This is a genomic window from Streptomyces sp. NPDC045778 (assembly GCF_056431945.1).
This window is the reverse complement of the sequence record NZ_JBWKJZ010000015.1, coordinates 49,001-70,156: the sequence shown is the minus strand read 5'-3', so window position 1 is coordinate 70,156 and position 21,156 is coordinate 49,001. Positions and strand designations below refer to the sequence as shown.

Here is a 21,156-nt window from a genome sequence, read left to right as displayed (position 1 = left end):
CAATTCCAGCGAAGCGCTCAGTCCCGCTCGCACACGAAGATCGCCGTCCCCGGGATCAGGTTGCCGCGCAGCGGGGACCAGCCGCCCCACTCCTGGGTGTTCCACGCGGGCCACTCCGGCTCCACCAGGTCCACCAGGCGAAGGCCGCCCGCGACGACGTCCCGGACCCGGTCGCCGAGCGTCCTGTGGTGCTCGACGTAGACCGCGCGGCCGCTGTCGTCCTGCTCGACGTACGGTGTGCGGTCGAAGTACGAGGCGGCCACCGACAGGCCCTCGGGGCCCGGCTCGTCCGGGAACGCCCAGCGGATCGGGTGCGTCACTGAGAACACGAACCGGCCGCCGGGCCGCAGCACCCGCTGCACCTCCCGCAGCACCCGCACCGGCTCCGCGACGAAGGGCAGCGCCCCGTACGCGGAGCAGGCGAGGTCGAAGGAGCAGTCCGCGAAGGGCAGCGCGCCCGCGTCCGCCTCCACCAGCGGCACCCGGCCGCCGTCGATCCGCAGGGCGTGCTGGAGCTGGCGGTGCGAGAGGTCGAGCGCCACGGGCCGCGCGCCCTGGCCGGCGAGCCAGCGCGAGCACTGGGCCGCGCCCGCGCCGATCTCCAGGACGTCCTTGCCCTTGAGGCCCTCCGCGGGGCCGAGCAGCTCCGCCTCGACCTCGTCGAGGCCCTCGGGCCCCCAGACGAACCGGTCGTCGCCGAGGAACGTGCCGTGCTCGGTCTGGTACTCGTCCGCGTTCCGGTCCCACCAGCCCCGATTGGCTCGCACACTCTCCGTGACATCAGTGTCACGACGGGTGGCCTGAGGCTCGGACGTGCCGTGCTCTTGGATGATCTGCTCCCTCGTCGGTACGCTGCGGGCGCCGCCGTCCGGAAGGCGACGCGGCAGAGCGCGCTGCGGCCCGTGTGGCCTCATGGAACTGGATTTGTGCCGGGTATGCGGCGTTCCGCCCCGGGTGTGCGCCTTCGCGCATTGACCCTGTCGGGCGGCCCCCGTATGCTACAAGTTGCGCTGCGAGCCTGCGTTCCTCAGACATAGCAGGCTGCGCTCGCGTCTGTTGTATGTCCCCTCGGTTGTCGAGGCGCTTTCCGTTCCTTCGGGATCTCCGGAAGCCGGCGCCTCTAGAGCTGTCCGGCTTCTGCAGAGCGAAACGGGCTCCGGCGTATGCAGTACCTACGACTTCAATGTCCGTACCGGAGCCCTTTCCCACATGACGAGCAGCACCGAGACCACCGCCACCACCCCGCAGGTTGCGGTCAACGACATCGGTAACGAGGAAGCCTTCCTCGCCGCGATCGACGAGACGATCAAGTACTTCAACGACGGCGACATCGTCGACGGCGTCATCGTGAAGGTCGACCGGGACGAGGTCCTGCTCGACATCGGTTACAAGACCGAAGGCGTCATCCCGAGCCGCGAGCTCTCCATCAAGCACGACGTCGACCCGAATGAGGTCGTCGCTGTCGGTGACGAGATCGAGGCCCTTGTTCTCCAGAAGGAGGACAAGGAAGGTCGCCTGATCCTCTCGAAGAAGCGCGCCCAGTACGAGCGTGCCTGGGGCACCATCGAGAAGATCAAGGAAGAGGACGGGATCGTCACCGGTACCGTCATCGAGGTCGTCAAGGGTGGTCTCATCCTCGACATCGGCCTCCGCGGCTTCCTCCCGGCCTCCCTGGTCGAGATGCGCCGTGTCCGCGACCTCCAGCCCTACGTGGGCAAGGAGCTCGAGGCGAAGATCATCGAGCTGGACAAGAACCGCAACAACGTGGTCCTGTCCCGCCGCGCCTGGCTCGAGCAGACCCAGTCCGAGGTCCGCCAGACGTTCCTCACCACCCTCCAGAAGGGTCAGGTCCGCTCCGGCGTCGTCTCCTCCATCGTCAACTTCGGTGCCTTCGTGGACCTGGGTGGCGTCGACGGTCTGGTCCACGTTTCCGAGCTGTCCTGGAAGCACATCGACCACCCGTCCGAGGTCGTCGAGGTCGGCCAGGAGGTCACGGTCGAGGTCCTGGACGTCGACATGGACCGCGAGCGCGTCTCCCTGTCGCTGAAGGCGACCCAGGAAGACCCGTGGCAGCAGTTCGCCCGCACCCACCAGATCGGCCAGGTCGTGCCCGGCAAGGTCACGAAGCTGGTTCCGTTCGGTGCGTTCGTCCGCGTGGACGAGGGCATCGAGGGTCTGGTCCACATCTCCGAGCTGGCCGAGCGCCACGTGGAGATCCCGGAGCAGGTCGTCCAGGTCAACGACGAGATCTTCGTCAAGGTCATCGACATCGACCTCGAGCGTCGCCGGATCTCGCTGTCCCTGAAGCAGGCCAACGAGTCCTTCGGTGCCGACCCGGCGTCGGTCGAGTTCGACCCGACCCTGTACGGCATGGCCGCGTCCTACGACGACCAGGGCAACTACATCTACCCCGAGGGCTTCGACCCGGAGACCAACGACTGGCTGGAGGGCTTCGACGCCCAGCGCGAGGCGTGGGAGACCCAGTACGCCGAGGCGCAGCAGCGCTTCGAGCAGCACCAGGCTCAGGTCATCAAGTCCCGCGAGGCCGACGCCCAGGCGGCGGCCGAGGGCGGCGACGCCGCGGCTGCGGCTCCGGCCGCCTCCGGTGGCGGCGGCGGTTCGTACTCCTCCGAGGGTCCGGACAACTCCGGCGCGCTGGCTTCGGACGAGGCGCTCGCCGCGCTTCGCGAGAAGCTCGCCGGCGGCCAGAGCTGAGGCTCTAACTGCCGCTAGCTGAAACGGCGGGCCGCACCCCGACTGGGGTGCGGCCCGCCGTGCTTTTCCCTCGTCCGCGAGTCCTCTCCGGCTGGTCGCGCCCGCGCGGCGGAGCGCATACCGACCACAGCCCCGCGCCCCGTCGGGGCGCCCCCGCGGCAATCGCCGACGGCGGGAATGCCCGCCTTCCAGGGCGTGTTCTGGTCTACGAACACGAGGAGGAGCGGTCACTGTGCTTGATCCGCAGGGTTTGTACGCGTGGGAGCCCAAGGGGCTCGCGGTCGTCGACATGGCGCTTGCCCAGGAGTCGGCCGGTCTTGTCATGCTCTACCACTTCGACGGATACATCGACGCGGGCGAGACCGGCGACCAGATCGTCGAGCGGCTCGTGGACAGCCTGCCCGGACAGGTCGTGGCGCGCTTCGACCACGACCGGCTCGTCGACTACCGCGCGCGCCGCCCGCTGCTGACCTTCCGCCGCGACCAGTGGAGCGACTACGAGGAGCCCACGCTCGACGTGCGGCTGCTCCAGGACGCCACCGGCGCGCCCTTCCTGCTGCTCTCAGGACCCGAGCCGGACATCGAGTGGGAGCGCTTCGCCGCCGCCGTCAAGGAGATCGTCGAACGGCTCGGCGTCCGGCTCTCGGTGAACTTCCACGGCATCCCGATGGGCGTCCCGCACACCCGCCCCGTCGGCCTCACCCCGCACGGCACCCGCACCGACCTGGTGCCGGGCCACACCAGCCCCTTCGACGAGGCGCAGGTGCCCGGCAGCGCGGAGGCCCTGGTCGAGTACCGCCTCTCCCAGGCGGGCCACGACGTGCTCGGCGTCGCCGCGCACGTGCCGCACTACGTGGCGCGGTCGGCGTACCCGGACGCGGCCCTCACCGTCCTGGAGGCGATCACCGCCGCCACCGGCCTGGTGCTGCCGTCCGTCGCGCACGGGCTGCGCACGGAGGCCCACCGCACCCAGACCGAGATCGACCGCCAGATCCAGGAGGGCGACGAGGAACTGGTCGCGCTCGTACAGGGACTTGAGCACCAGTACGACGCGGCCGCGGGCGCGGAGTCGCGGGGCAACATGCTCGCCGAGCCCGTGGACATCCCGTCGGCGGACGAGATCGGCCTGGAGTTCGAGCGCTTCCTCGCGGAGCGGGAAGGCGACGGCTGACGCCAGGGCCTAAGCTGCCGGTCATGCTGAAGGTGGGTTTGACCGGCGGTATCGGCGCCGGCAAGAGCGAGGTGTCGCGGCTCCTTGTCGCGTCCGGGGCCGTCCTGATCGACGCCGACCGCATCGCGCGCGAGGTGGTGGCGCCCGGCACGGACGGGCTCGCCGAGGTCGTAGCGGCCTTCGGCGAGCACGTGCTCGCCCCGGACGGCTCCCTGGACCGGCCGAAGCTCGGCGCGATCGTCTTCGCCGACGCTGCCAAGCTGGCCACGCTCAACGGCATCGTGCACCCCCGGGTGGGCGCGCGCTCGGCCGAGCTTGAGCGGGCGGCGGCCCCGGACGCGGTGGTCGTGCACGACGTGCCGCTGCTCACCGAGAACGGGCTCGCGCCGCTGTACGACCTGGTGATCGTCGTCGACGCGAGCCCGGCCACCCAGCTCGACCGCCTGGTACGGCTGCGCGGCATGACCGAGGACGACGCCCGCGCCCGGATGGCCGCCCAGGCCACGCGCGAGAAGCGCCTGGAGATCGCCGACATCGTGATCGACAACGACGGCCCGCTCGACACCCTCGCCCCCCGCGTGGCGGCCGTCTGGCAGGACCTCCAGGAACGGGCGCGAAGCGCCCCTTAGGGCCGCGGGCGTAGCGGAATACGCGTACGCGCCCGGGGCGTTGACGCACAGAGGCAAGGGAAGGAGTCCGGCGTGCCCGAAAGCAGCCCGGAGAGCCACGTCATCGACTTCCGCGCGGCGGAGCAGCTCCTCGCCGCACGGGATCCCCGGGGCGCGGTGAAGCTCCTCGACACGGTCATCGCCGCCCACCCGGAGAACACGGCGGCGCGGCTGCTGCGCGCCCGCGCCTTCTTCGCCTCCGCCCAACTGCGCGCCGCCGAGCTGGAGTTCAGCATCGTTCTTGAGCGCGAGCCGGACAACGCGTTCGCGCACTTCGCGCTCGCCCGCACCTATGAGCGCGCCCTGCGGCCCGACCAGGCGCGCCGCCACTTCCGGCTCGCGGCGGCGCTCGACCCGCAGCCGGAGTATCTGGCGGCGGCCCGCTTCGACTCCCCCGAGGACACGGACGGCCCCAGCGGCCGCGTGTGACGGCCCCGGCGCGCTCAGGCCTTCGGCGGCTCGTAGGGAGGGACCTCGCGCCCGGGCTGGTAGTGCGGCCCCTGCCGGATGTGGCGCAGCACGAGCGTCATGTCCACGGTGATCACCACCCACAGGACGCCGCACGCCGCGGCCCAGCCGGGGCGCCCGGCGAGCGCGAAGGCCACCGTGCCCGCACTCGCCCAGATCAGGCCCCATACGCTGAACCAGAAGCGCATGCGCAAGGGGCTGCGTGCCGTGACCGGTTCACTGCCTGTGCGCATCGGACGTCATCTCCTCCTTCCAGGGTCCACCCGGCGCGGGCGGAGCGGAAGGGGCGACCGAGGGGTAGGTGGGGCTGTGCTGGACGTGCTGCGGGCCGCGGCGGAGAGTGACGAGGGGCTCGCCGCGTGGCTGAAGGACCTCGCGGACGCGGGGGAGCCGCGGGTCGCCACCGTCTTGCCGGAGGCCGACGAGCTGGCCGAGGTCCTCCTCGACCTGGCCGTGCCCCACGAGGACGTCAACGAGCTGGTGGCCCTGCGCGCGCACGTGCTCGGGCACGAGGACACCCGGTGGCTCCTGGAGCGGTGCGTCGACGCGCTCGTGCGGGACCTGGGCGAGCCAGGGGCGCAGCCCCGCACACCGGTCCTGCCGGAGGAACTGGGCGAGTTCGGCAGCTGCTTCTACGTGTACGTGTTCCTCGCCGCGCTGCCGCACGTGCGCGCGTACCACCGCCGCCACGGCATACCCGAGGGCGTCGCCCGCCGCACCCTCGCCGACCTCGGGCGGCACATGGCCGTGCACCGCAGGGGGCACGGGGGCCGCGGCGTGCCGGTGCCGTCGTGGAACGCGCTGCACTTCAGAGGCGAGCTGTACCAGCTGGGGCGGCTGCAGTTCCAGCGCGCGCGGCTCGGCGAGCGCATGGCCGAGGCCGTCACGCGGGCCGGGCTCCGCCTCGGCCCCGAGGACCTGTGCCTGAGCGTGCACATACCGGACTTCCACGGTCCGCTGTCGCCCGAGGCGTGCGACCGGTCGGTGGCGCTGGCCCGGGAGTTCTTCCCGCGCCACTTCCCCCAGGAGCGCTACGAGGTCGCGGTGTGCCACTCGTGGCTGCTCGACCCGCAGTTGAAGCGGTATCTGCCCGCCGACGCGAACATCGTGCGTTTCCAGGACCGCTTCCGGCTCGCCACGACGTACGGCGACGAGGAGCCCGACGACACCGTGCCGATCGGTTTCGTCTTCGGGGACCGGGACCTGCCGGTGGCCGGGCTGCCACGCCGCACCCGGGTGCAGCGGGCCGTCGGCGACCACCTGCGGGCGGGCGGCCACTGGTACGGCGGCCACGGCTGGTTCCGCCTCTAGGAGCCCCGCGCTAGGGGGCCGGGGGCTGCTCCAGGGCGCCGCGCAGACGGTCCAGTTCGCGGCGGTCGCGCTTCGTGGGGCGGCCCGCGCCGCGGTCGCGGATGCCGGCGGGGGCCACCGCCTCGCGCGGCGGCGGGGGCGGGCTGTTGTCCACGTAGCACTCGACCGCCACGGGCGCGCCCACCCGCTTGCGGATCACGCGCTTGACGATCACGACCCGCTCGCGGCCCCCGGCCTGGCGGAGGCGGACCTCGTCGCCGGGCTTCACGCCGTACGCGGGCTTCACGCGCTCGCCGTTGACGCGCACGTGCCCGCCCTTGCAGGCGGCCGCGCCCATCGAGCGGCTCTTGACCAGGCGTACCGACCAGATCCAGCTGTCGACGCGCACGGCGTTGCCCGTCGCGTCGCCTCCCGAAGTCTCCGAAGCCATGCGTCGACCTTAATGCGGCATCGGTGCGGGCGGCCCGGGCGCACGGCGAGCCGTCCGGAATCCGCGAGCCACCGCACCCAATAATTCGGGCTTATCACGGCAAATCACGCATGACAGCTGATCCTGAGGTGCTACCCATGACGCCCGAAGAGCTAGCAACCACGGTCGACGGCCTGATGGACGGCTTGCGCGCCGACCTCGTACGGCTGTCGTCGATCCCCTCGATCGCCTTCCCCGGCTTCCCGAGCGGGCCCGTGGAGGAGGCCCACGACCTGGTGGCCGCGCTGCTGCGGGACGCGGGCGTGCCCGTGGTCGAGCGCCTCGACCTGCCCGGCACCGCACCGGTCGTCTACGGCGAGATCCCGCCGCCCGGCCCCGGCGCCCCGACCGTCCTGCTGTACGGCCACTACGACGTGCAGCCGCCCGGCGACGAGAAGCTGTGGCGGTCGCCGCCCTTCGAGCCGACGCCCGTCGACGGGGGGCTGCGCGCGCGGGGCATCGCCGACGACAAGTCCAACGTCATCGCCCACCTCGGGATGCTGCGCGCGTACGGGGGCCGCCCGCCCGTCGGCGTGAAGATCGTCGTGGAGGGCCAGGAGGAGTACGGCAGCGCCTTCGACGGCTACCCGCCCACCGATCCAGGGCGCTTCGCCTGCGACGCCATGGTCATCGCCGACCTCGGCAACCTCCGCCCCGGCACCCCCACCCTCACCACCGGCCTGCGCGGCGCGGCCGAGGTCGTCGTGGAGGTGCGCACGCTCGACGAGCCGCGCCACAGCGGCGAGTTCGGCGGCGCCGCGCCCGACGCGCTGCTCGTCCTGCTCAAGGCCCTCGCCACCCTCCACGACGTCCACGGCGACGTGGCCGTGGCGGGGCTCCGGCGCGAGGAGTGGACCGGGACCTCGTACACCGAGGAGGAGTTCCGCGACCTCGCGGGCGTGCGCGACGGCGTACCGCTGATCGGCGGCGGCAGCCTCGGCGAGCGGCTGTGGAGCGGGCCCGCGATCACCGTGATCGGCCTGGACGCGCCGGGCGTGGAGCACGCCGCCTCGGCGGTCGTGCCGCACGCCAGGGCGAAGCTGAACCTGCGCTTCCATCCACGCCAGGATCCGCGCGAGGCCCGGGACGCGCTCGTGGAGCACCTGCGGTCCCTCAAGCCCTTCGGCGTCCCGCTGACCGTCACACCCGGCGACACGGGACCTGGCTACGAGGCCACGACCGGCGGCCCCGCCTACCGCGCCGCGCGCGCCGCCCTCAAGGAGGCCTGGGGCACGGACGCCTCGTACGTGGCGACCGGCGGCTCGATCCCGCTGGTCAACGGGCTCGCCGCGGCGGCGCCCGAAGCGGAGGTGCTGCTCTTCGGCGCGCAGGACAGCATGTGCAATCTGCACGCCCCGAACGAGCGCGTCCTCTTCTCCGAGCTGCGCAACACCGTGGTGGCCATGGGTGCCTTCGTACGCGAGTACGCGGACGGCTTCCGCGCCGGTGGCCGGGCGGGAGGCACGGCATGACATCGTCCCCGCCCGCACCTCCGCCCGCACCTCCGTCCGCGCCCGAAGAGCCCGCCGGGAAGCGGAAGTTCACCTTCCCCAGTGCCCTGACCGTGCTCGCCGTCGTCACCGTGGCGGTGTGGCTGCTCGCCTTCCTGATCCCGTCCGGGGAGTACGACCGCGACGACAAGGGCGCCCCCGTCCAGGGCAGCTACCACCGCGTCGCGGGCGACCAGTCCTTCACCGACCGCCTCAACGATCTCTTCCTCGCGCCCGTCAACGGCTTGTACGGCATCCAGGACCCCAGGTCGGGCCAGGTCGGCCCGGATCTGACCGGTGATCTGTACGGCAGCGCGGGTGTATTCCTCTTCGTGCTCGCGATCGGCGCGTTCATCACCGTCGTCTTCGCCACCGGTGCCCTCGACCGGGGCATCGGCCGGCTCGCCCACCGGCTGCGCGAGCGCGGCGCGCTGCTCATCGCGGGCGTCATGGTGGTGTTCTCCGTCCTCGGCACCGTCGAGGGCTTCGCCGAGGAGACGCTCGGCTTCTACGGCCTGATCGTGCCCCTGATGCTGGCCCTCGGCTACGACCGCATGACGGCCGTCGGCGCGATCATCCTGGGCGCGGGCGTCGGCGTGCTGTGCTCGACGGTGAACCCCTTCGCGACGGGAGTGGCCTCGTCGGCGGCGGACATCTCCCTCGGTGACGGCATCGTGCTGCGGTTCGCGATGTGGCTGGTGCTCACGGGAGTGACGGTCGCGTACGTCGTCTGGTACGCGCGGCGGGTGCGCAGGAACCCCGAGCGCTCCCTCAGCGGCTTCCTGCCGGGCGATCGCGAGCAGGCGGCGGGCGCGGGGCGGCCGGACGCCGAGGTGCCCGAGCTGACCCGCCTCCACCAGGTGATCCTGGTCGTCGTCGCCCTGGTCTTCGCCTTCATGATCTTCTCGGTGGTGCCGTGGTCGAGCGCGCTCACCGGGAAGGCGGACGCGGAGCCGTACGGCTTCGAGCTGGGCTGGTCCTTCCCGCAGCTGGCCGCCCTGTTCCTGTGCGCGGCGGTGCTCGTGGGCCTGGTGGCGCGGATGGGCGAGCAGAAGCTCAGCGCGACCGTCGTCCAGGGCGCGGCCGACTTCATCTCGCCCGCCCTGGTGATCGTCCTCGCCCGGGGCGTCACCGTGATCATGAACAACTCGCGGGTCACGGACACGGTCCTGCACTCCATCGAGGGCGTGGTCAAGGGGACGTCGTCCGGGGTGTTCGCGGTGATCGTGTTCCTGGTGAACCTGCCGCTCGCTTTCCTGATCCCGTCCACGTCCGGGCACGCCACGCTCGCCATGCCGATCCTGGCGCCGCTCGCGGACTTCGCCGGGGTCTCGCGGTCGGTCGTCGTCACCGCCTGGGCCGCGGCCAGCGGATGGATGAACCTGTGGGTACCCACGACCGCGGTGACCATCGGCGGGGTGGCCCTGGCGAAGGTGGGCTACGACCGGTACCTGCGGTTCGTGTGGCCGCTGCTCGCGATCCTGGCCGTGCTGATCTGCGGGTTCGTGGCCTTGGGTGCGGTGGTGACGTGACGGGGGCGCCGTCCCCGCGAACCCGCCCCTCGCCGTGCTGACCCAGGGAGCCCGGATGCCGTCCCAGGCCATCGTCCGCAGTGTCCTCGTCGCCGCGCTCGGCCTGTGCGCGCTGGCCGCCGTCCCGGCCCCCGCGGCCGAAGCGCGGCGCGCCGACGTCTCGTTCTGGGTGAACCCGGACACCAGCGCCGCGCGGCAGGCCGCCGAGTGGTTGCGGCAGGGGCGGCTCACCGACGCCTGGCTGATGGCCCGGATCTCGGTGCGGCCGCAGGCCGAGTGGCTGAGCAAGGACGGGCCCGGCCCGGTGGTGCGGTCGTTCGTGGAGCGCGCGGCCGCCGCGGGGCGCACCCCCGTGCTCGTCACGTACTTCATCCCGGACCGCGACTGCGGCGCCTACTCGGCGGGCGGCGCGCGCGACGCCGACCACTACCGGGCGTGGATCGACGGCTTCGCGGCCGGGCTCGGCACGCGGGACGCGTACGTGATCGTCGAACCGGACGCCGTCGCGCACGCGGTGGCGGGCTGCGCGGGCGCCGACACCGAAGAGCGGTACGAGCTGCTCGCGTACGCCGTGGACCGGCTCAAGCGGCAGCCCGGCGCCAAGGTGTACGTCGACGCGGGCAACGCCACCTGGATCCCGCAGGTGGGGCGGCTCGTCACCCCGCTGCGGCGGGCGGGCGTCGACCAGGCCGACGGCTTCGCCCTGAACGTGTCCAACTTCCACACCGACCAGGTGAGCGCGGCGTACGGACACCGCATCGTCCAGGCCCTCGGCGGCGGCACGCGCTTCGTCATCGACTCCAGCCGCAACGGCAACGGCCCGTACGCGGGCACCGAGCCGTGGTGCAACCCGCCCGGCCGCGCCCTCGGCACGGCGCCCACCACGCGCACCGGTGACCCGGCCGTCGACGCCTACCTGTGGGTGAAGCGCCCCGGCGAGTCCGACGGCACCTGCCGAGGCGGGCCGGAGGCCGGGGACTGGTGGCCGCGCTACGCCCTGGAACTCGCGCGGAACTCCCGCATCTAGCGGGGCGGCGCCCGACGGGTCAGGGCCGCCAGTCGTAGCGCACGTCCGGCTCGCCTTCCTCGTTGTCACCGGCCGTCCACTGGGCGGCGGTGAAGCCGTGGCGCTCGTAGAACCGCCGGGCGGGCGCGTTGACCTGGAAGGTCCACAGGGTCAGGCCGTCCGGGCTGCGCTCCTTGGCGAGGGCGACGAAGAGGTCGCCGACGCCGCGGCCGCGCCAGGCGGGGGCGAGGTAGAGCTGGCTGAGCCGCCCACCGTCCAGGACCATCATGCCGACGACCGCGCCCGCGGCCTCGGCCACCCACGTGGTGCCGCGCGGCACCACCACGTGCCGGATGAAGTCCCGCACCTCGTCGTCGGTGTGGGCCCGGCGCACGGCCGGCAGGGCGGCGTCGTACGAGCGGAGATAGACCTCCGCCACGGCGGCGCCGTCCCCGGCGGTGGCGGCCCGCAGGGTGACGGTCACGCGGCGGGCACCACCGCGGTGGCGGTGATCTCCACGAGCTGGCCCGGATAGCCGAGCACGGTCACGCCGAGCAGCGTGGACGGGTGCGGCTCGCCGGTGAGCAGGCCCGAGGCGCGGACGACCTCCCAGGCCTCGGTCAGCGCGCCGGGCTCGTGCCCGACGACGTACACGGTGCTGGACACGACCTGCGACAGGTCGCTGCCGATGGCGCGCAGGGCCTCGTCGAGGTTGGCGACGACCTGACGTGTCTGCGCCGCGACGTCGCCTTCGCCGACGAGCGCGCCCTTGGCGTCCAGGGGCACGGAACCCGCCATGAAGGCGAGCCGCGTACCGGCTTCGACGACGGCGGCGTGGGCGTATCCGGGGGGCGGGAAGAGGGACGGGACGACGGTGCGGTGCTCAGTCATGGGGGCATCGTGCGAGGTGCGCCGCCGCGGGCGCACCTCAATTTTCGTCCGGCGGTGGCACGTTCGGGCTGTCGTGTACGCGGCGTGCTCGTGGGGTCGTCGTGGCGCGTACGCGGCGTCAGCGCACGGCCGCGGGGGAACTGCCGCCCGGTATGCGCAGCTCGGGGCGGCCCGAGCCGTCGGCGGGGACGGTCCAGATGTCCTGTTTCCGCCCTGCGCGGCCCGGCAGGGCGTAGGCCAGGGTGCCGTCGTCGAGCCAGGCCGCCTGGTCGTCGACGGAGCGGTGCTCGGCGAGCGGGCGCTCACGCATCGTGCGCAGGTCGAGGACGTACAGGCGCCATGGGTCCGAGGTGCCCTCGCGCACCCGCTTCTTGAAGGCGAGGCGGGTGTTGTCGGGGGACAGCGACGGGCACTCGACGTTCTCGCGCAGCGCCGTCGCCGCCCACTTCCGCAGGTCGCCGCGGACGAGATACGTCTTGCCCTTCGTCGAGACGGTGGCGTAGAAGCGGTTGTCGTCGCGGGCGAACGTGACGCCCCAGTAGTTGACGTCGGGGGAGTGGTGGCGGCGGCCGTCGAGGGTGAGCGGGATCTCCTCCATGTTCTTGATCAGATAACCGGTGCGGGTGTCCAGGATCGAGGTGCGCGTGGAGAAGGAGCCGCCCCCGCCCGAGTACGAGTCGCCGGTGGTGAACATGGTCCACGAAAGGATTCGCCCCGACGCCGAGACGCGCGCCCGGTTCGGGATGCCCGGCAGCGCGACGCGGCGCTTCTCGCGCAGCCTGCCGTCGAGCACCACGGCGTACGCCTTCGGCGGGATGCCGGGGCGACGCAGCAGGCACAGGCCGGTGCCCCCGGCGGCGTGGAAGCGCTCGCACGTCGGGCCTCCGGTGGTGCGCGGCCCCCGGCCCGCGAGCGGGAGCCGGGCGACGCGGCCCGACCCGGCGCCGGTCGAGCGGAAGTACAACTGGCCACGGTCCAGGGCGAACTCGGAGGTGGTGACGGTGGGCGGGGCCTCGCGCGCCGCCCGCACGGTGTAGGTGACGGCGACGGTGGCGAGGAGGGCGGCGGCCACGGCGACGGCGAGGACGCGGGGCCGGGAGTACAGGGACGGGTTCATGGTCGTCGGGCGCGGGCGGGTCATGGTCAGGTCGTCCTCCGGGGAAGCGTGCCGTGGGGGTCGCCGGCGCGGGGCAGCAGCGCCGCCGCGCCCGCGATCGCGGCCGTGAGCGCGAGCGCCGCGCAGGTCAGCGCGGTGCCGACGCCCCACAGCGTCCACGCGGCGCCGAAGCCGGCGGCGGCCACGAGCCTGCTGAGCGCCTGGCCGGTCTGCACGACGGCCATGCCGCTGGCCCGCTGGCCCGGCGGCACGAAGGGGGCCACGAGCGCCATCAGGACGCCGTCGGTGGCGGCGTAGAACACGCCGAGGGCCAGCAGCACGCCCATGAGCAGCGGCTTTCCACCGGTCGGCAGGAGCAGCAGGGCGTACGCGGCAAGCAGCGCGCCGTGGCCCGCGAGGAAGGGGCCGCGCCGCCCGAACCGGTCGGCGAGCCGCCCCACGGGCACGGCGAGCAGCAGATACACGGCGGCGGTGCCGAGCGGGAGCAGCGGGAACCAGCTCTCCGCGAAGTCGAGCCGCCGCTGGAGCAGCAGGTACAGGAAGGCGTCGCCGACCGTGGCCGCCCCGAGCAGCGCGGCGGCGCCGCAGACCCGCCGGAAGCCCGGGTCGCGCAGCAGCGCCAGGGCGAGGCGCGGCGCCGAAGGGCCGCGCGCCCGCCGGGGGGCCGGTGGCGGCGCCTGCCGCCCCGGTACGAACGCGACGAGCAGCAGCACCCCGAAGAGTCCGCAGCAGAAGCTGACCATGAACACGGCGTCGTAGGCGTCCGCCGTGACCCACAGCAGCGCGAACGCCGCGAGCGGGCCGAGCAGCGCGCCCGTGGTGTCCATCGCCCGGTGCACGCCGAAGGCGCGGCCGAGCTGGTCCGCCGGGCTGTTCAGGGAGATCAGCGCGTCGCGCGGCGCGGTGCGTACGCCCTTGCCGAGCCGGTCCGCCGCGATGGCGGCCCCGATCCCCGCGGTGGCGCCGCCCGCGAGCAGCAGGCCGAGCCGGGACAGGGCCGACAGGAGGTAGCCGGAGCCGGCGACGAGCTTGTGCCGCTCGCGCCGGTCGGCGACGTACCCGCCGGCGAGCCGGACCACGGCGGTGACGCCGTTGTACAACCCGTCGAGGAACCCGAACTGGAGGGGGGAGAGCCCGAGCCCCAGGACGAAGTACAGGGGCAGCACGGCCGCGACCATCTCCGACGAGATGTCGGTGACGAGGCTGACCGCGCCGAGCGCGAGGACGGGCCCGGTGACGCGGCCGCGGCCGCGGCGGCCGTCCGCGGCCTTGGCGACCGCGTCGGTGGTGGCCAGATACATGGGCGGGGCACCAGGTCCGGCGTCAGCGGCAGGAGTACGCGGGGCTGGTGTCCTTCGTGGACCCGTCGGTCCCGATGAGCTTCCACGAGAACCCGTCGTCCGCGAAGTCGAACTTCACCACGCCATAGGTGTTGGTGATCCGCTTCTGGCTGTGCGGCTGCACCTCCTCGATCTTGTACGGGTTGGCGCCGCCGGTCCCGGCGATGACCTCGACGATCCCGCCGGAGGCGTCGGCGTCGCCGTCCGCGTCCTGCGGCGCGAACCGCTCGTAGTGGTGGTCGTGCCCGCCGAGCACCAGCTCGGTCTTCGCGCCCTGGAGCAGCTTCCAGACGGGCTTGCTGACCGGGTTGTTGCCGTGCTCGCCGGAGGAGAACAGCGGGTGGTGGAAGTACGCCGCCACGCACTTCTTGCCGTTGGCGGCGAGGTCGCGCTTGAGCCAGTCGATCTGCGCCCGGTCGTCGAAGCTGTTGGAGTCCAGGGCGACGAAATGCCAGTTGCCCTGGTCGAAGCTGTAGTAGCTCTTGCCGTCGGGGTAGGCGACGGATCCGAAGTAGGACTTGTAGCCCTTGAGGGCGCCCGCCGGGTCGTACGTCTCGTGGTTGCCGGGCACCGGCTTCGTCTTGTTCTTGAAGGCGCCCCAGGTGGTCGCGTAGTACTTCTGGAAGTCCTTGAGGCGGGCGTCGTCGTACTGGTTGTCGCCCATGGTCATCACGAAGTCCGGGTTGAGGCGCTGCACGAGCGCGGCCGTCTTGGGGTGCGCGCACTTGCTGTCGCTCTTGGTGCACTGCTCGGCGATGTCACCCACGGCGACGGCGGAGAACGCGGCCCGCCCGATGCCGTCGTTCTCGGCCGCCCCGGCGGGGGACCAGAGCAGCAGGCCGCCGGTGGCGGCGAGGGCGGTGGTGGCGGCTGCGGGGACGAGCCAGCGGGCTCGGCCGGCGCGGCGGCCGGAGCGCCGGTCGCGGTCGTTCCGGTTGTTGTCGCTGTTTTCGGCATGGGGTGTCTGCGGCATGTCCGTCTCCTGGCGAGTGGGGGGTGCGGGAGGGGCCGTGCCAGGAATGGTGGCGAGGTGAACATGTGCGCGTCAATATTGCGGACAGGGAATTGTTAGGAAAGTTTCCTACCGGATGGGGAGGGCGCGAGGACGGCCAACTCCCGTGCCCCCGGCTACCGTTGACCCCGTACGTGAAGGAGCGTGCCCGAGGACCGTCACGAAGGAGACCCGATGGACGCAGAGCTGGCCGCCCTGGCCGGGGCCGGGGCCACCGCGCTCGTGCAGGCGATGGTGGGGGACGGGTGGGCCGCGACGCGGGGGCGGGTCGTGGCCTTCCTCGCGCGGCGGCGCGGGACGGACGAGGGCCAGGCGGCGGGCCTGCTCGACGAGACGCGGGACGAGCTGCTGGCCGCCCGGAGCGCGGGCGACGCCGACGCCGAGGCCGACGCGCGGGCCGAGTGGCGCAACCGGATGCGGCGGGCGCTCCGGGCAGACCCGGAGGCGGCGGCGGAGCTGCGCCTGCTCCTCGACGAGCTGGGCCACGACGGCGACGGCCGGGGCGGGGTCGTGCACAACACCATCAGCGGCGGCGTGCAGCGAGGCAACGTGATCCAGGCCCACACCGTGGGGGACGTGCACCTCGGGTAGACGCCGACGGGGCGGCGACGGGGCGCCGACGGTGCCGGGGGCCCCGACACCCGGCAGCCCGCGGCCCCTGCCGCTCAGAAGTCGACCCGTGCCCGGTCCTCCAGGCGGCCCACCGAGTCCTGGGCGAACTTCTTCTCGTAGTCGGAGCGGATCTCCTCGATCAGCTTGTCGCGCTTCTTCGCCTCGGCCGTCGGGTACAGCAGGATCAGCTCGTAGCTGCGTTCGCGCTCGATCTTGCCGTTGCTGTCCTTCCACTGGCCGCGGCCCCGCTGGATGGTCAGGCCGTCGGGGAAGCCGGGCGTCACCTCGGTGTCGATGAACTTCATGAACTGCTTGTCCGTCACCGCAGGGCCCCCGTCGGGGCGTTCGGTGCCGAAGAACAGATGGGTCTCGACGAACGGCTTGCCGCGCTCCGCCGCCGTCGACGCGGCGGGCGCCTGCGAGGGGTCGCCGTCCAGGGCCGCGTACGCCGTGGGCGCGCCGATCGCGAGGACCGCGGCCGCCGCGGCCACGGCCAGGCGGGGGCCGGTGAGCGTGAGGGTGAGCGCCATGTGAGGGTGCCTTTCGTGGCGGGTGGGCGGGCCCGGCGTGACCGCTGGGCCCGATCTTCGACGGTCGACCACAGTAGGGGCCCGGGACGCGCGCCGAGGCGACGGCGCGAGGTGTGGCCGTAAGTCGCCGTCTTCCGTGACGTCACGTCAATCCCGTACGTTGCACCGGACTTGATCAGTGCGGTGGAAGGGGACGGGCGGTGCGCGTGGTGGCGGTGCGAAAGGCGATACGCGGGATGGTGGTGGGGAGCGTCGTCGTCGCGGCCTCGCTCGCGGGGACGGCCGCGGCCACGGAGCCCACGGCCACCGGGAACGACGCCTCGTACGGCGCCACCACCGGTGTCGGCGTCCACAACGCGTACGAGAAGGCGAAGTACCCCTACTTCGCCGACGCGCTCGACTCCGGCGCGGCCATGCTCGAACTCGACGTGTGGACCAACGTCGTCGGCCGCGGCTGGCGCGTCTCGCACGGCAACCCGATCGGCAACGACAACAACTGCGAGAACGCGCAGAGCCCTGAGGAACTGCGCACCAAGGCGCGCGACCAGCGCCTCGACGGCTGCCTCGCCGACCTGAAGGCCTGGCACGACGCCCACCCCGGGCACCGGCCCGTGCTCCTCAAGGTCGAGCTGAAGGACGGCTTCCAGGCGCGGGGCGGGCGCGGGCCCGCCGACCTCGACGCGCTCCTCAAGGCCAAGCTCGGGGACGCCCTGTACCGGCCCGGTGACCTCGCGGCCGGCGCGGCCACGCTCGACGAGGCCGTGCGGGCGAAGGGCTGGCCCGCGCGGTCCGCGCTCGCCGGGAAGTTCGTCGTCGAGCTGATCCCCGGCACCGTCGAGCAGAACAACCCCGCCGACACCCTGTGGACCGACCGCGAGTACGCCACGCACCTGCGGGACCTCGCCGCCGCGGGCAGGCTCGGCGACGCCGCCGCCTTCCCCGCCGTGCTGGGCGCGGCGTCCGGCGACCCGCGCACCCGGTACGCCGACGCCTCGATCCGGCCGTGGTTCGTGCTCTTCGACGGCGACGCCTCGGTCTACGCGGGCGGCTCCGTCGACACCCAGTGGTACGCGGACCGGGGCTACCTGGTCGTCATGACCGACGCCCACCGGGTGCCGCCCGCCATCGACGGCACCCGGCCGACGGAGCCCCAGGCCCGCGACCGGGTCGCGCTGCTGGCGGGGCGGCACGCCAGCGTCGTGTCGGCGGACTGGTACCCGCTGCCGCGGGTGCTCTCGACCGTGGTGCCGCGCGGCTGAGACGCGCCGTACCGTGAGCGGATGACCACGCGTCCCGCGCCCCGTCCCGCCGACCTCGTCATCACCGGCTGCACGGCCCTCGTCCACGACCCCGCGGAGCGGATCGGGTTCGCCGACGACGCCGCGATCGTCGTCCGCGACGGGGTGATCGCCGAGATCACCACCGCCGCGGCGGCGGCGGGCCTCGACGCCGCCGAACGCCTCGACGCGCGCGGCCAGGCCGCCCTGCCCGGCCTGATCAACTGCCATACGCACGCCCCGATGGTGGCCCTGCGCGGCATCGCCGAGGACGTGCCGGTGGAGGAGTGGTTCAACGACTACGTGTGGCCCATCGAGTCCAACCTCCACGAGCGCGACGTGGAGCTGGGCGCGCTGCTCGCCTGCGCCGAGCTGATCCGCGGCGGCGTCACCACCTTCGCCGACCACTACTTCGCCATGGACACCGTCGCCGACGTCGTCGCCGGGACCGGCCTGCGCGCCCTGCTCGGCCAGGCGTACTTCTCCTCGCAGGGCCCCGGGGGGCGCGAGGCGTCCCTCGACTTCGCGCTCCGCCGCGCGGGCGACGCCGGAGGGCGCATCACCACCTGCCTCGCCCCGCACGCCCCGTACACCGTCGACGACGCCGACCTCGCCACGACCGCCGCGCTCGCGCGGGACCACGGCCTCCTGGTGCACCTGCACGCGGCCGAGAGCCGCGCCCAGACCGAGCACAGCCTCGCCCGGCACGGCGTCACGCCCATCGAGGTCCTGCACCGCGCGGGGTTGCTCGACGCCGACGTCCTCATCGCCCACGGCACCGGCATCCTGGACCGCGACACCGCTGCCTTGCGCGCCGCCACCGGCCGCGCCGCCGTCGCCAGCGCGCCGCGCGGCTACCTGAGGTTCGCCTGGGACCCCACGCCCGTACGGCTGCTCGCGGACCTCGGCATCCCGGTGGGCCTGGCCACCGACGGCGCGGCGTCCAACAACTCCCTGGACGTGTGGGAGTCCATGGCGCTCACCGCGCTCGTCCAGAAGTCCGCCACCGGCGACCCCCGGTGGCTGACCTCCCGTCAAGCGCTGCACCACGCCACGCTCCAGAGCGCTCGGGCCGTCGGGCTCGGCGAGCGGATCGGCAGCCTCGCCCCGGGGCGCCGGGCCGACATCGTCCTCGTCGACCTCACCGGGCCGCACACCCAGCCCGTGCACGACCTCGCCGCGACCCTGGTGCACAGCGCCCGCTCCGGCGACGTCCGCACGACGATCGTCGACGGGCGGATCCTGATGCGCGACCGGGAGCTGCTCACCGTCGACGTCCCCGCGGTGACGCGCGAGTTGGCCGCACGGCTGCCCGCCCTCGTCGCCCGCGGGCACGGCAAGCGGATCCAGGAGTACGACGCCTGACGGGCCCGCCCCCCGGCGCGTGACGGCCCGCCGCGCACCCGCCGACCGGCACTCCTTAGGGTGAGAACCATGGCGACCCCCGCGACCCCCGCGACCCCCGAAGCGCTCGACGGCCTCATCGACGACCCGTACGCCACGTACGCCCTCCTGCGCGAGAGCGCGCCCGTGCGGCGCGTCACCGGCACCGACGGCAACGCCGCCTGGCTCGTCACCCGCTACGCCGACGTCCGCGAGGCCCTCGCCGACCCGCGCCTCTCCCTGGACAAGGCACACGCCCTGCCGGGCAACTACGGCGGCTTCGCCCTTCCGCCCGCCCTGGACGCCAACCTCCTGAACATGGACCCGCCGGACCACACCCGCGTCCGGCGCCTGGTCGCCAAGGCGTTCACGCCCGGCCGGACGGAACGCCTGCGCGAGCCGGTGCGGCGCGCCGCCGACGAACTCCTGGACGCCCTCGAAGAGGCGGGCGGCGGCGACCTCGTGGCCGCGTACGCCGCCCCGCTCCCGGTCACCGTCATCTGCGACCTCCTCGGCGTCCCCGCCGCCGGCAGGCCCGACTTCCGGGCCTGGACCGACGCCCTCGTCGCGCCCGACCCGGCGCGGCCCCACCTCGCCAAGGAAGCGGTCGCCGGGCTGCTCGGCTACTTCACCGCGCTCATCGCGGAGAAGCGCGAACAGCCCGGCGACGACCTGCTGTCCGATCTGATCGCGGTGCGCGACGACGACAGCGAGCGCGACGGGGACGGGGATGGGGGCTGTGACGGTGGCGACGGCGGCGGGAGGCTCAGCGAGGACGAGCTGATGTCGCTCGCCTTCCTGATCCTGTTCGCCGGGTACGAGAACGTGGTGCAGCTCATCGGCAACGCCGTCCTCGGCCTGCTGCGCCACCCCGAACAGCTCGCCGCGGTGCGCGCCGACCCGGCCCTGCTGCCCGGCGCCGTCGAGGAGTTCATGCGCCACGAGGGCCCCGTGCTTCTCGCCATCCGCCGCTTCCCCCTGGAGGACGTCACGATCGGCGGCGTCCGCGTGCCCAAGGGGGAGACCGTGCTGCTCTCCACGGGCTCGGCGGGCCGCGACCCCGACCGGTTCGCCGACCCCGACCGGCTCGACGTCACGCGCGACGCGAGCGGCCACCTCGCGCTCGGCCACGGCATCCACTACTGCCTGGGCGCCCCGCTCGCCCGCATGGAGACGGTCACGGCGCTCGCCGCGCTCATCGAGCGCTTCCCCGGCCTCGCGCTCGCCGTACCGGAGGAGGAGCTGCGCAGGCGCCCCTCGATGCGCGCCCGTGGCCTGCTCGAACTCCCCGTCGTGTGCTGGCATCCGGAGGAATTCCAGAAATCCCGCCCGTGACCGATGAGTTCCGCCGGGCCGCCCGGTCCACCCTCCTGAGAACGCCCGAGAACCGTGGATCGCGACCGGAGGAAAGCGCCATGGGACTTCCGCACATCGTCACGCGCGCGGAGTGGCAGGCCGCGCGCGAGGAGCTGCTCGCCCGGGAGAAGGCCGCCACGCGCGCGCGTGACGCGCTGAACGCCGAGCGGCGCAGGCTCCCGATGGTGGAGATCGACAAGGAGTACGTGTTCGACGGCGCCGACGGCAAGGTGACGCTGCTCGACCTGTTCGCCGGACGCGCCCAGCTCATCGTCTACCACTTCATGTTCGCCCCCGAGTGGGACGCGGGCTGCCGCAGCTGCTCGGCCTTCATCGACCAGATCGGGCACCTGGCCCACCTGCGCGCCCGGGGCACGACGTTCGTCGCGGCCTCGCGCGCCCCCTTCACCCGCATCCTGCCGTTCAAGGCCCGCATGGGCTGGGTGGTGCCCTGGTACTCCACGTGCGGCCCGGGGTTCAACCGCGACTTCACCGCGACGTACGCCGATCGGACCGGGCGCCTCCTGGACCGCCCCGGCATCAGCTGCTTCCTGCGGGACGGCGAGCGCGTCTTCCACACGTACTCGACGTTCGACCGCGGCCTCGACGGCCTCGGTTCCACGACGAGCCTGCTCGACCTCACCGCACTCGGCCGCCAGGAGGAGTGGGAGGAACCCAAGGGGCGCGCGTCCGAACTCGGCGCGCCCGCGGGGAGCGCACGCGTGCGCTACCACGACGAATACGGCGAATACGGTGAATACGGCGAATGTGACGAATACGGCGCATGCGCGTACTGAGCCGTCGACAG

Annotated in this window: 22 protein-coding genes; 13 read left to right on the top strand and 9 right to left on the bottom strand. The window is 73.2% G+C overall.

From position 1 onward, the window contains the following. Nucleotides 1-17: 17 nt before the first annotated feature. A complete protein-coding gene (locus AC07GB_RS20645; protein WP_478847433.1) occupies nucleotides 18-914 on the bottom strand; it encodes a class I SAM-dependent methyltransferase in 897 nt (298 codons plus the stop codon). A gap of 295 nt (nucleotides 915-1,209) precedes the next feature. Between AC07GB_RS20645 and rpsA the strand changes: the two genes are divergently transcribed. The 4 genes from rpsA (at nucleotide 1,210) to AC07GB_RS20625 (ending at nucleotide 4,983) form a co-directional block, all read left to right on the top strand. Continuing rightward, on the top strand, nucleotides 1,210-2,715 hold the full coding sequence (rpsA, locus tag AC07GB_RS20640; protein WP_478847431.1) for a 30S ribosomal protein S1: 1,506 nt from the start codon (nucleotides 1,210-1,212) through the stop codon (nucleotides 2,713-2,715). Between the two features lie 232 nt (nucleotides 2,716-2,947). Then, nucleotides 2,948-3,886, top strand: a complete 939-nt coding sequence (locus AC07GB_RS20635; protein ID WP_478847430.1) for a PAC2 family protein — start codon at nucleotides 2,948-2,950, stop codon at nucleotides 3,884-3,886. Between the two features lie 23 nt (nucleotides 3,887-3,909). After that, nucleotides 3,910-4,515 carry a dephospho-CoA kinase gene (coaE, locus tag AC07GB_RS20630; protein ID WP_478847428.1) on the top strand — a complete coding sequence of 202 codons (606 nt, stop codon included), beginning with the start codon at nucleotides 3,910-3,912 and terminating at the stop codon, nucleotides 4,513-4,515. A gap of 72 nt (nucleotides 4,516-4,587) precedes the next feature. Then, complete coding sequence (locus tag AC07GB_RS20625) at nucleotides 4,588-4,983, top strand: tetratricopeptide repeat protein (RefSeq protein WP_478847426.1); 396 nt, start codon at nucleotides 4,588-4,590, stop codon at nucleotides 4,981-4,983. A 14-nt stretch (nucleotides 4,984-4,997) separates the two neighbouring features. On the opposite strand, the gene AC07GB_RS20620 is transcribed toward AC07GB_RS20625, so the two are convergent. Further along, nucleotides 4,998-5,255, bottom strand: a complete 258-nt coding sequence (locus AC07GB_RS20620; RefSeq protein WP_478847424.1) for a DUF6343 family protein — start codon at nucleotides 5,253-5,255, stop codon at nucleotides 4,998-5,000. A 76-nt stretch (nucleotides 5,256-5,331) separates the two neighbouring features. Between AC07GB_RS20620 and AC07GB_RS20615 the strand changes: the two genes are divergently transcribed. Beyond that, the gene (locus AC07GB_RS20615) at nucleotides 5,332-6,333 is read left to right on the top strand and encodes an acyltransferase domain-containing protein (protein ID WP_478847422.1); all 1,002 of its coding nucleotides are present in this window, start codon (nucleotides 5,332-5,334) and stop codon (nucleotides 6,331-6,333) included. A 10-nt stretch (nucleotides 6,334-6,343) separates the two neighbouring features. Here the strand turns inward: AC07GB_RS20615 and AC07GB_RS20610 are convergent, their stop codons facing one another. Then, entirely contained in the window at nucleotides 6,344-6,763 is a 420-nt protein-coding gene (locus AC07GB_RS20610; RefSeq protein WP_478847420.1) for an RNA-binding S4 domain-containing protein, read from the bottom strand. Between the two features lie 137 nt (nucleotides 6,764-6,900). Here AC07GB_RS20610 and AC07GB_RS20605 point away from each other — a divergent pair, with 137 nt between their 5' ends. The 3 genes from AC07GB_RS20605 to AC07GB_RS20595 are packed head-to-tail and all read left to right on the top strand — an operon-like array spanning nucleotide 6,901 to nucleotide 10,851. Then, entirely contained in the window at nucleotides 6,901-8,274 is a 1,374-nt protein-coding gene (locus AC07GB_RS20605; protein WP_478847419.1) for a M20/M25/M40 family metallo-hydrolase, read from the top strand. Further along, the gene (locus tag AC07GB_RS20600) at nucleotides 8,271-9,824 is read left to right on the top strand and encodes a YfcC family protein (RefSeq protein ID WP_478847417.1); all 1,554 of its coding nucleotides are present in this window, start codon (nucleotides 8,271-8,273) and stop codon (nucleotides 9,822-9,824) included. Before AC07GB_RS20605 ends, AC07GB_RS20600 begins: the two co-directional genes overlap by 4 nt. A gap of 55 nt (nucleotides 9,825-9,879) precedes the next feature. Then, nucleotides 9,880-10,851, top strand: a complete 972-nt coding sequence (locus AC07GB_RS20595; RefSeq protein ID WP_478847415.1) for a glycoside hydrolase family 6 protein — start codon at nucleotides 9,880-9,882, stop codon at nucleotides 10,849-10,851. Between the two features lie 19 nt (nucleotides 10,852-10,870). Here AC07GB_RS20595 and AC07GB_RS20590 read toward each other — a convergent pair whose 3' ends face one another. The 5 genes from AC07GB_RS20590 to AC07GB_RS20570 all read right to left on the bottom strand — a co-directional run bounded on the left by AC07GB_RS20590 (nucleotide 10,871) and on the right by AC07GB_RS20570 (nucleotide 15,151). Then, nucleotides 10,871-11,314 carry an N-acetyltransferase family protein gene (locus tag AC07GB_RS20590; protein ID WP_478847413.1) on the bottom strand — a complete coding sequence of 148 codons (444 nt, stop codon included), beginning with the start codon at nucleotides 11,312-11,314 and terminating at the stop codon, nucleotides 10,871-10,873. Continuing rightward, a complete protein-coding gene (locus tag AC07GB_RS20585; RefSeq protein ID WP_478847411.1) occupies nucleotides 11,311-11,721 on the bottom strand; it encodes a RidA family protein in 411 nt (136 codons plus the stop codon). Before AC07GB_RS20585 ends, AC07GB_RS20590 begins: the two co-directional genes overlap by 4 nt. Nucleotides 11,722-11,839: 118 nt before the next feature. After that, the gene (locus tag AC07GB_RS20580; protein ID WP_478847409.1) at nucleotides 11,840-12,862 is read right to left on the bottom strand and encodes a TolB family protein; all 1,023 of its coding nucleotides are present in this window, start codon (nucleotides 12,860-12,862) and stop codon (nucleotides 11,840-11,842) included. A gap of 2 nt (nucleotides 12,863-12,864) precedes the next feature. Next, a complete protein-coding gene (locus AC07GB_RS20575; protein ID WP_478847407.1) occupies nucleotides 12,865-14,139 on the bottom strand; it encodes an MFS transporter in 1,275 nt (424 codons plus the stop codon). Nucleotides 14,140-14,161: 22 nt separating this feature from the next. Then, the gene (locus AC07GB_RS20570) at nucleotides 14,162-15,151 is read right to left on the bottom strand and encodes a metallophosphoesterase family protein (protein ID WP_478847405.1); all 990 of its coding nucleotides are present in this window, start codon (nucleotides 15,149-15,151) and stop codon (nucleotides 14,162-14,164) included. A gap of 213 nt (nucleotides 15,152-15,364) precedes the next feature. On the opposite strand from AC07GB_RS20570, the gene AC07GB_RS20565 reads away from it, so the two are divergent. Then, complete coding sequence (locus AC07GB_RS20565) at nucleotides 15,365-15,781, top strand: hypothetical protein (RefSeq protein ID WP_478847403.1); 417 nt, start codon at nucleotides 15,365-15,367, stop codon at nucleotides 15,779-15,781. 74 nt (nucleotides 15,782-15,855) lie between these two features. Here the strand turns inward: AC07GB_RS20565 and AC07GB_RS20560 are convergent, their stop codons facing one another. Then, the gene (locus AC07GB_RS20560) at nucleotides 15,856-16,332 is read right to left on the bottom strand and encodes a DUF3574 domain-containing protein (RefSeq protein WP_478847401.1); all 477 of its coding nucleotides are present in this window, start codon (nucleotides 16,330-16,332) and stop codon (nucleotides 15,856-15,858) included. Between the two features lie 236 nt (nucleotides 16,333-16,568). Between AC07GB_RS20560 and AC07GB_RS20555 the strand changes: the two genes are divergently transcribed. From AC07GB_RS20555 to AC07GB_RS20540, 4 genes are all read left to right on the top strand, one after another. Then, nucleotides 16,569-17,591, top strand: coding sequence for a phosphatidylinositol-specific phospholipase C domain-containing protein (locus AC07GB_RS20555; protein ID WP_478847399.1), 1,023 nt, complete (start codon nucleotides 16,569-16,571; stop codon nucleotides 17,589-17,591). Nucleotides 17,592-17,612: 21 nt separating this feature from the next. Continuing rightward, entirely contained in the window at nucleotides 17,613-18,974 is a 1,362-nt protein-coding gene (locus AC07GB_RS20550; RefSeq protein WP_478847398.1) for an amidohydrolase, read from the top strand. A 69-nt stretch (nucleotides 18,975-19,043) separates the two neighbouring features. Then, a complete protein-coding gene (locus AC07GB_RS20545) occupies nucleotides 19,044-20,327 on the top strand; it encodes a cytochrome P450 family protein (RefSeq protein ID WP_478847397.1) in 1,284 nt (427 codons plus the stop codon). Nucleotides 20,328-20,407: 80 nt separating this feature from the next. Then, nucleotides 20,408-21,145, top strand: coding sequence for a DUF899 domain-containing protein (locus tag AC07GB_RS20540; RefSeq protein ID WP_478847396.1), 738 nt, complete (start codon nucleotides 20,408-20,410; stop codon nucleotides 21,143-21,145). Nucleotides 21,146-21,156 lie beyond the last annotated feature (11 nt).